This window comes from Chromobacterium sp., from assembly GCF_041912965.1.
Taxonomy (GTDB): domain Bacteria; phylum Pseudomonadota; class Gammaproteobacteria; order Burkholderiales; family Chromobacteriaceae; genus Chromobacterium; species Chromobacterium aquaticum.
Window position 1 is genome coordinate 34,836 of sequence record NZ_JAYSGF010000041.1, and the last position, 7,866, is coordinate 42,701.

Genomic DNA, 7,866 nt, shown 5'->3' on the forward strand with positions numbered 1-7,866 from the left:
CTTTGATATAAATCATAAATTCGCAATGAAACCAAGTCAATCACAACCATCGTTGAGCGCGGCGCTTGACAAGACGGCACCCCATGCAAACCGCATCACCACTAGCTCGGCCAGCGCGGCTGACGCCGCTGGCGGCCTGCGTTAAAATAGCGCCGACTCTCCAAAACCCCGCCTCGCGCGGGGCCAAACATTAATCAGGGATGCCCTGGCGCCCACGCGGCCTTGATGCGCGGGCAGCTGCCACGGCATCCTGTTGTCTATTGAAAACATAAGAGCCCTTAGCCGATGAGCACGCCACAGCACACCCCGATGATGCAGCAATACCTGGCCATCAAACGCGAACACGCCGACAAGCTTGTGTTCTACCGCATGGGGGACTTCTACGAGCTGTTCTATGAGGACGCGGAGAAGGCGGCGCGCTTGCTCGACATCACCCTGACCACCCGCGGCGCCAGCGGCGGTAACCCGATCAAGATGGCCGGCGTGCCCTACCATGCCGCCGAAGGCTATCTGGCGCGCCTAGTCAAGATGGGCGAATCCGTCGCCATCGCCGAACAGATAGGCGATCCGGCGCTGTCCAAGGGCCCGGTGGAACGCAAGGTGGTGCGCATCGTCACCCCCGGCACCCTGACCGACGCCGCGCTGCTGGACGACAAGCGCGACAATCTGGTGATGGCGGTGAACATGGTCAAGGGCGTGCTGGGCCTGGCCTGGCTATCGCTCGCCAGCGGTGAATTCAAAGTGCTGCAGACCCGGGTGGACGACCTGCACAGCGAGCTGGAACGCTTGAAGCCGGCCGAGCTGGTGATCCCGGACGACACCGGCCTCAATGTGTTCGAGACCGTGGCCACGCCCAAGAAAAAACTGCCGCCGTGGCAGTTCGACATCGAATCGGCGCAGATGACGCTGACCCGGCACTTCGGCACCCGCGACCTGGCCGGCTTCGGCGCCGACACCCTGCCGGTGGCGGTGGGCGCCGCCGGCGCGCTGCTGGAATACGTCAAGACCACCCAGAGCGTGAACCCGGCCCACATCGCCAATCTGGCGGTGGAAGACGCCGGCGAACTGATCCGCATGGACGGCGCCACCCGCCGCAACCTGGAACTGACCGAAACCATACGCGGCGAGCCGTCGCCGACGCTGGCCTCGCTGCTGGACGGCTGCGCCACCAGCATGGGCAGCCGCCTGCTGCGCCATTGGCTGCATCACCCCATCCGCAGCCACGGCAAGCTGGCGCGCCGCCTGGAAGCGGTGCGCGCCCTGCTGCCGGCCTATGACGACGCCCACGCCCAACTGAGCGAAGTGGCGGACATCGAACGCATCACCGCCCGCATCGCGCTGCGCAGCGCCCGCCCGCGCGACCTGGCCGCGCTGCGCGATTCGCTGAAGGCGCTGACCGGCGTCAAGCGGCTGGCCGCCAGCCTGGACGCCGAACTGCTGGGCGAACTGGCGCGCCTGCTGCCGGACGATTCCCCGGTGGAAACCATGCTCAGCCAGGCCATCCTGCCCGAGCCCTCCACCTTCCTGCGCGACGGCGGCGTGATCAACCACGGCCTCAACGCCACGCTGGATGAGTTGCGCGCGATCCAGACCGACTGCGGCGCCTTCCTGCTGGCGCTGGAAGCGCGCGAAAAGGAACGCACCGGCATCCCGACGCTGAAAGTGGAATTCAACCGCGTGCACGGCTTCTACATCGAAGTCACCAAGGCCCAAGGCGACAAGGTGCCGGACGACTACCGCCGCCGCCAGACCTTGAAAAACGCAGAGCGCTACATCACGCCGGAACTGAAGGAATTCGAGGACAAGGCGCTGTCGGCGCAGGATCGCGCGCTGGCGCTGGAAAAACAGCTATACGAAGACCTGCTGGATCAGCTGGCACCGCACATCCCGGACCTGAAGCTGATCGCCCAGGCGGTGGCCGGGCTGGACGTGCTGTCCTCCTTCGCCGAGCGCGCCAGCGTCAACAACTACGTGGAGCCGGAGTTCGTCGCCGACACCCGGCTGGAAATCATCGAAGGCCGCCACCCGGTGGTGGAGGCCGAGGTGGAACGCTTCATCGCCAACGACACCAAATTGTCCGACGCGCGCAAGCTGCTGCTGATCACCGGCCCGAACATGGGCGGTAAATCCACCTATATGCGCCAGAACGCCTTGATCACGCTGATGGCCCACATCGGCAGCTTCGTGCCAGCCCAACGCGCGGTGATCGGCCAGATCGACCGCATCTTCACCCGCATCGGCGCTTCCGACGACCTGGCCGGCGGCCGTTCCACCTTCATGGTGGAAATGACCGAAACCGCCAACATCCTCAACAACGCCACCGAGCAATCGCTGGTGCTGATGGACGAAGTGGGCCGCGGCACCTCCACCTTCGACGGCCTGGCGCTGGCCTGGGCCATCGCCAAGGCGCTGATAGAAAAAAGCCGCGCCTATACGCTGTTCGCCACCCATTATTTCGAGCTGACCAGCCTGGCCGGCGATTACCCCAGCGTCGCCAACGTCCATCTGTCCGCGGTGGAACACAAGGACCGCATCGTGTTCCTGCACCATGTGGAAGAAGGCCCGGCCAGCCAGAGCTACGGTCTGGCGGTGGCGCAACTGGCCGGCGTGCCCGGCAAAGTGATCCGTGAGGCGCGCCGCTATTTGACCGAACTGGAGAACCACTCCGCCAGCCGCGTGCAGCCAGATCTATTTGTCAGTTTACCCGCGACGGCAACTGTGGAACCTGAACCGAATCCGGCGGTCGAACGCCTTCTGGAGGTCGATCTAGACGATCTCTCGCCACGGGAAGCTCAGGCTTTACTCTATGAATTAAAGAAACTGGCCAATTGACCAGGCCAGACCCGGGGACGTTTCCTATATTACTAGAAGGTAACATCCGAGACAGGAGCAACAACAATGTCGCTTGAAAACACTGCCACCGCCCCGGGCCTGGTCCAGCTGTTCAGTCAGGTTACGGACGATGGAAGCATTGCCCTTTCCTCCATCCGTGAGCGGGCCAACCTTGAATTGTCCAGCTTCGCCGCCATGGCGAGCCAACAATTGCAGCAGCTGGACATCAGCATGCCGCCGGCGATCAGCCTGATCAGCACGCCGGCCTGCCAGCTGGCCTTGGAAAACAACCACCCGCATGCCGAGGAAATCCGGACCTGGTTGCAGGGCAATGACAATATCACCCGTAAATTCAAGGAAGTGGAAGTGCTGTACGAGATCGTGCGCGCCGCGGAAAGCATAGGCGAGACCTTCCCGGAAAGCTCGACCTTCCACATTGGCTTAACCAGCGCCGGGCCCATCGCCTACTTCGAGGACAGCCACCGCGCCTAGACGCCGCGCCCGCGCGCATTCAACACCCAGACGGGGAAGCAAACGCTTCCCCGTTTTTCTTGCGTCAATCCCGCTGCGGGCAAAGCGCCCGCTCCCGCCGATAAAAACGCGGATAGGCGTTGATGAAGCGCATCTCCTCCGGGTAGGGATAGAAGTCCTCGATGTGGCCAGCGCCGATGCGGCGCTGGCGCTGCTGCCAGAACGCCGGGCTCAGCAAATCCTGATGGTGGCGCAGAAACGTCTGCCTGACCTCGGCGTCACCCAACAGGAAGGCGCCGAACTCTTCCGGAAACACATCATTGCGCGCCACCGGATACCAGACCTCGCCCGACATCTCCATTTCCGGATACGGCGCCTCCGGAATCCGGCGGAAGCGGCAATCGCTCAGGTATTCGATCTCGTCGTAATCGTAGAAGATCACCCGGCCGTAGCGCGTCACCCCGAAGTTCTTGAACAGCATGTCGCCGGGAAAGATATTCGCCGCCGCCAGCTCCTTGATCGCCAGTCCGTAGTCGCGCACCACCCGCGCCTTTTCCGCCGGCTCGGCGCTCATCAGGTAGAGATTCAACGGTTTCAAGCGCCGCTCGATATACAGATGCTTGATCACCAGTTGCTCCGCCCCCTCCTCCAGCAGCGACGGCGCCTGCGCGCGCAGCTCCCGCAGCAGCTCCTCGGTGAAGCGCGCCTTGGGAAACGCCACATTGGAAAATTCCAGCGTGTCCGCCAGCCGCCCCACCCTATCATGACGCTTCACCAACTGATACTTGGCCTTCACCGTCGCGCGGTCCGCCTCCTTGGCGCCACCGAACTCATCCTTGATCAGCTTGAACACATAGGGATAGGACGGCAGCGTGAACACCAGCATCACCAGGCCGCGGATGCCGGGCGCGATGACGAAACTGTCGTTGGAATGCTGCAGATGCTGGATGAAGTCGCGATAAAAGGTGTTCTTGCCCTGCTTCTGCAAACCCAGCATGGTGTAGAGCTCGGCCTTGCTCTTGCCCGGCAGCATGCCGCGCAGGAATTGCACATAGCCGGACGGCACTTCCATGTCCACCAGGAAATAAGCGCGGCTGAAGGAAAACAGCATGCCTATGCGCCATGGCTCCAGCAGCAAGGTGTCCAGACACAAGCCACCCAGCGCGTCGTGCAGCACCGGGACCGCGAATGGGTACTGCGCGCCGCCATTGATCACCTTGCCCAGCACATAGGCGGACTTATTGCGGTAGAACGGCGACGACAGCACCTGAACCTGGTAATTGGCCTCCTGCCGCGGCCAGCGGCCCTCCAGAAACGCCAGCGCCTGACGCAGCGACAACGCGATATCACGGCGCAGCCGGGTGAAGGCTCGCTGCCAGCCGAAGTCCTCGACCATGCGCCGCAGCACCGCCCTCAGGCCGTCGCGCGCCGGATAATAGCTGCGATAGGACGGCGGATCCGACTCTATGTACTCGGTGGAAATCGCCGGGCGGATGAAGATGAAATCGTTGTTGAAATAATCGCGGTGCAGGATGCGGGTGAACACCGAGTTGAAAAAGGTTTCCGCGCACTCCGGCTGCTTGTGCCTGACCAGCAGGCCGATGAAGTAGAGCTTGGCTTGCTGCCAGATCTCGTCGTCCAGCAGCTCGGCGTGAAGCTCGCCATGCAGCCGCGCCACAGTTTCCGCCACCCGCTGGTCGTAGAACTGGATACGGTCGCGCACCGCCTGCTGCACGCCCTGCCAGTCGCCGGCCTCGAACAAGGCCTTGGCGCCGCGGTTGCAGTCGCGAAAGCGCCGGTAATGCTTGTCGAAACCATCCACCAGCGCCTGCGCGATATCGCGCGCCACCGGATTGTAGGACTCGGGTATCTGCATGCGCCCGCCTCGTCGATGTGGAACCGCCGCGTCGCGGCCCGGCGCCGGTTCAAGGCTTGCGCGGGCCTCCGCGCCGGAAGCCGCCGCCGCGCGGCTGCGCGCCCGGCTTGGCGATGCGCTGAGCATGGGGCAGCCGCGGCAAATCCGCAAGGTCCACCTCCAGCTCGCGCATGTCTCCCGGCTGCAAGCCGTCCAGCGCCCACGGGCCTATCGCCGCCCGCACCAAGCGCAAGGTCGGCAGGCCCACCTTGGCGGTCATGCGCCGCACCTGGCGGTTCTTGCCCTCGCTGATGACGATCTCCAGCCAGCCGTCCGGCACCGTCTTGCGAAAACGCACCGGCGGCTTGCGTTCCCACAGATCGGGGGCGTCGATGCGCCGCGCCTGCGCCGGCTGAGTGGTGAAATCGCCCAGATCCACGCCACGGCGCAGTTGCTCCAGCTGTTCCTCGCGGATCTGGCCCTCCACCTGCACCCAATAGGTCTTGGGCAGTTTCCAGCGCGGATTGGCGATGCGGTGCTGCAGCTCACCGTCTCCGGTCAGCAGCAGCAGCCCTTCGCTGTCGGTGTCCAGCCGGCCAGCCGGATACACGCCGGGCAAGGGCACGCAGGACTTGAGCGTTGGATGCGAGGGGTGCTCGGAAAACTGACAGATGACACCGTAGGGCTTGTTGAGCAGAATGAGTCGGGACATGGCGGAAACAGCGACAATGAATGAATGAGCCGAATGATAGCAAGAGCCGGCCGCAAAGTAGCGGCAGATTGCCGACGCATGGGCACTCCCGCTGCTTATAATTCACATTCGAACAGACCCCAAGCAGTTATAACGCATAAAAGTTCACATGCGCTGCGAGCCAAGCGCCCGCACAGAGGTATAATTCGCTTTTGAAAATTGCCCGAGAGTCGCCGGATCGCGCTCAGGCCGCGTCGCCTGGACCCCGCGTCCGCCTTTCCAAGCTCTTTCAATGCGCCGGCAGCGCCTCGCGCAACCGTTCTGTCGTCACAAGATAACTATGGAGATAGAGTAATGCCTTCGGAACAGCCCAGCATCATTTACACCCTGACCGACGAAGCGCCGGCGCTGGCTACCAGCGCCTTCCTGCCTGTCGTCCAGGCCTTCGCCGGCTCCGCCGGCATCAAGGTCGCCACCGCGGACATTTCGCTGGCGGCCCGCGTCCTGGCCGAGTTTCCCGACTATCTGGCTGACGAACAGAAAGTGCCGAATACCCTGGCGGAGCTGGGCAAGCTGACCCAGCACCCCGACACCAACATCATCAAGCTGCCCAATATCAGCGCCTCGGTGGCCCAGCTGATCGCCTGCGTCAAGGAACTGCAGGCCAAGGGCTATGCGCTGCCGGACTATCCGGAAAACCCGGCCTCCGACGCCGACAAGGCGATCAAGGACCGCTACGCCCGCTGCCTGGGCTCGGCGGTGAACCCGGTGCTGCGCGAGGGCAACTCCGACCGCCGCGCGCCGCTGGCGGTGAAGAACTACGCCAAGAAGCACCCGCACTCGATGGGCGAATGGAAGCAATGGTCGCAAACCCATGTTTCCCACATGCACCATGGCGACTTCTACCACGGCGAAAAGTCGATCACGCTGGACAAGGCCCGCGACGTGAAGATGGAGCTGACCACCAAGAGCGGCCAGACCATCGTGCTCAAGCCCAAGGTCGCGCTGCAGGCCGGCGAGATCATCGACTCCATGTTCATGAGCAAGAAAGCGCTGTGCGAATTCTACGAGCGCGAGATGGAAGACTGCCGCGAAGCAGGCATCCTGTTCTCCTTGCACGTGAAAGCCACCATGATGAAGGTGTCCCACCCCATCGTGTTCGGCCACTGCGTCAAGATCTACTACAAGGAAGCGTTCGAGAAGCACGGCAAGCTGTTCGAGGAACTGGGCGTCAACGTCAACAACGGCATGGCCACCCTGTACGAGAAGATCGAGACCCTGCCGGCATCCAAGCGCGAAGAGATCATCCGCGATCTGCACGCCTGCCAGGAGCATCGCCCGCGTCTGGCGATGGTGGATTCGGCCAAGGGCATCACCAACTTCCACTCGCCCAATGACGTGATCGTCGATGCCTCGATGCCGGCGATGATACGCGCCGGCGGCAAGATGTGGGGCGCCGACGGCAAGCCTTACGACGCCAAGGCGGTAATGCCGGAATCCACTTTCGCCCGCATTTACCAGGAGATGATCAACTTCTGCAAATGGCACGGCAACTTCGATCCCAAGACCATGGGCACCGTGCCCAACGTCGGCCTGATGGCGCAGAAGGCCGAGGAATACGGCTCCCACGACAAGACCTATGAAATCCAGGAAGATGGCGTCGCCAACATCGTCGACCTCGCCAGCGGCGAAGTGCTGCTGACGCAGAACGTCGAGCAAGGCGATATCTGGCGCATGTGCCAGGTGAAGGACGCGCCTATCCGCGACTGGGTCAAGCTGGCCGTTACCCGCGCCCGCAACTCCGGCATGCCGGCGGTGTTCTGGCTGGACCCGTACCGCCCGCACGAGAACGAGCTGATCAAGAAGGTGCACGCCTACCTGAAGGATCACGACACCAATGGCCTGGAAATCCACATCATGTCCCAGGTGCGCGCGATGCGTTACACCCTGGAACGCGTGGCGCGCGGCCTGGACACCATCTCGGTGACCGGCAACATCCTGCGCGACTACCTGACCG

At 63.1% G+C, this 7,866-nt stretch carries 4 protein-coding genes and 1 pseudogene; 3 read left to right on the top strand and 2 right to left on the bottom strand.

Annotation, left to right across the window (positions count from 1 at the left end; genetic code table 11):
- Nucleotides 1-285 precede the first annotated feature (285 nt).
- Both mutS and ACE3QM_RS18770 read left to right on the top strand, forming a co-directional pair.
- Nucleotides 286-2,832, top strand: a complete 2,547-nt coding sequence (gene mutS, locus ACE3QM_RS18765) for a DNA mismatch repair protein MutS (protein ID WP_231463822.1) — start codon at nucleotides 286-288, stop codon at nucleotides 2,830-2,832.
- A 66-nt stretch (nucleotides 2,833-2,898) separates the two neighbouring features.
- Nucleotides 2,899-3,324 (top strand): hypothetical protein, encoded by a 426-nt coding sequence (locus ACE3QM_RS18770; protein ID WP_048411772.1) that lies wholly within the window; start codon nucleotides 2,899-2,901, stop codon nucleotides 3,322-3,324.
- 64 nt (nucleotides 3,325-3,388) lie between these two features.
- Here the strand turns inward: ACE3QM_RS18770 and aceK are convergent, their stop codons facing one another.
- Nucleotides 3,389-5,179 (bottom strand): bifunctional isocitrate dehydrogenase kinase/phosphatase, encoded by a 1,791-nt coding sequence (gene aceK / locus ACE3QM_RS18775; protein WP_374423992.1) that lies wholly within the window; start codon nucleotides 5,177-5,179, stop codon nucleotides 3,389-3,391.
- A 172-nt stretch (nucleotides 5,180-5,351) separates the two neighbouring features.
- A pseudogene (locus ACE3QM_RS18780) lies at nucleotides 5,352-5,870 on the bottom strand (pseudouridine synthase); the annotation flags it as partial.
- 333 nt (nucleotides 5,871-6,203) lie between these two features.
- Between ACE3QM_RS18780 and ACE3QM_RS18785 the strand changes: the two are divergent.
- Nucleotides 6,204-7,866 (top strand): NADP-dependent isocitrate dehydrogenase (locus ACE3QM_RS18785; protein WP_374423994.1); only part of this gene is annotated, 1,663 nt, incomplete at its 3' end.

Bases quoted from the DNA above. Each gene is read 5' to 3' on its own strand.
- mutS (WP_231463822.1), top strand. From the start codon at position 286: ATGAGCACGCCACAGCACACCCCGATGATGCAGCAATACCTGGCCATC.
- aceK (WP_374423992.1), bottom strand. From the start codon at position 5,179: ATGCAGATACCCGAGTCCTACAATCCGGTGGCGCGCGATATCGCGCAG.
- ACE3QM_RS18770 (WP_048411772.1), top strand. From the start codon at position 2,899: ATGTCGCTTGAAAACACTGCCACCGCCCCGGGCCTGGTCCAGCTGTTC.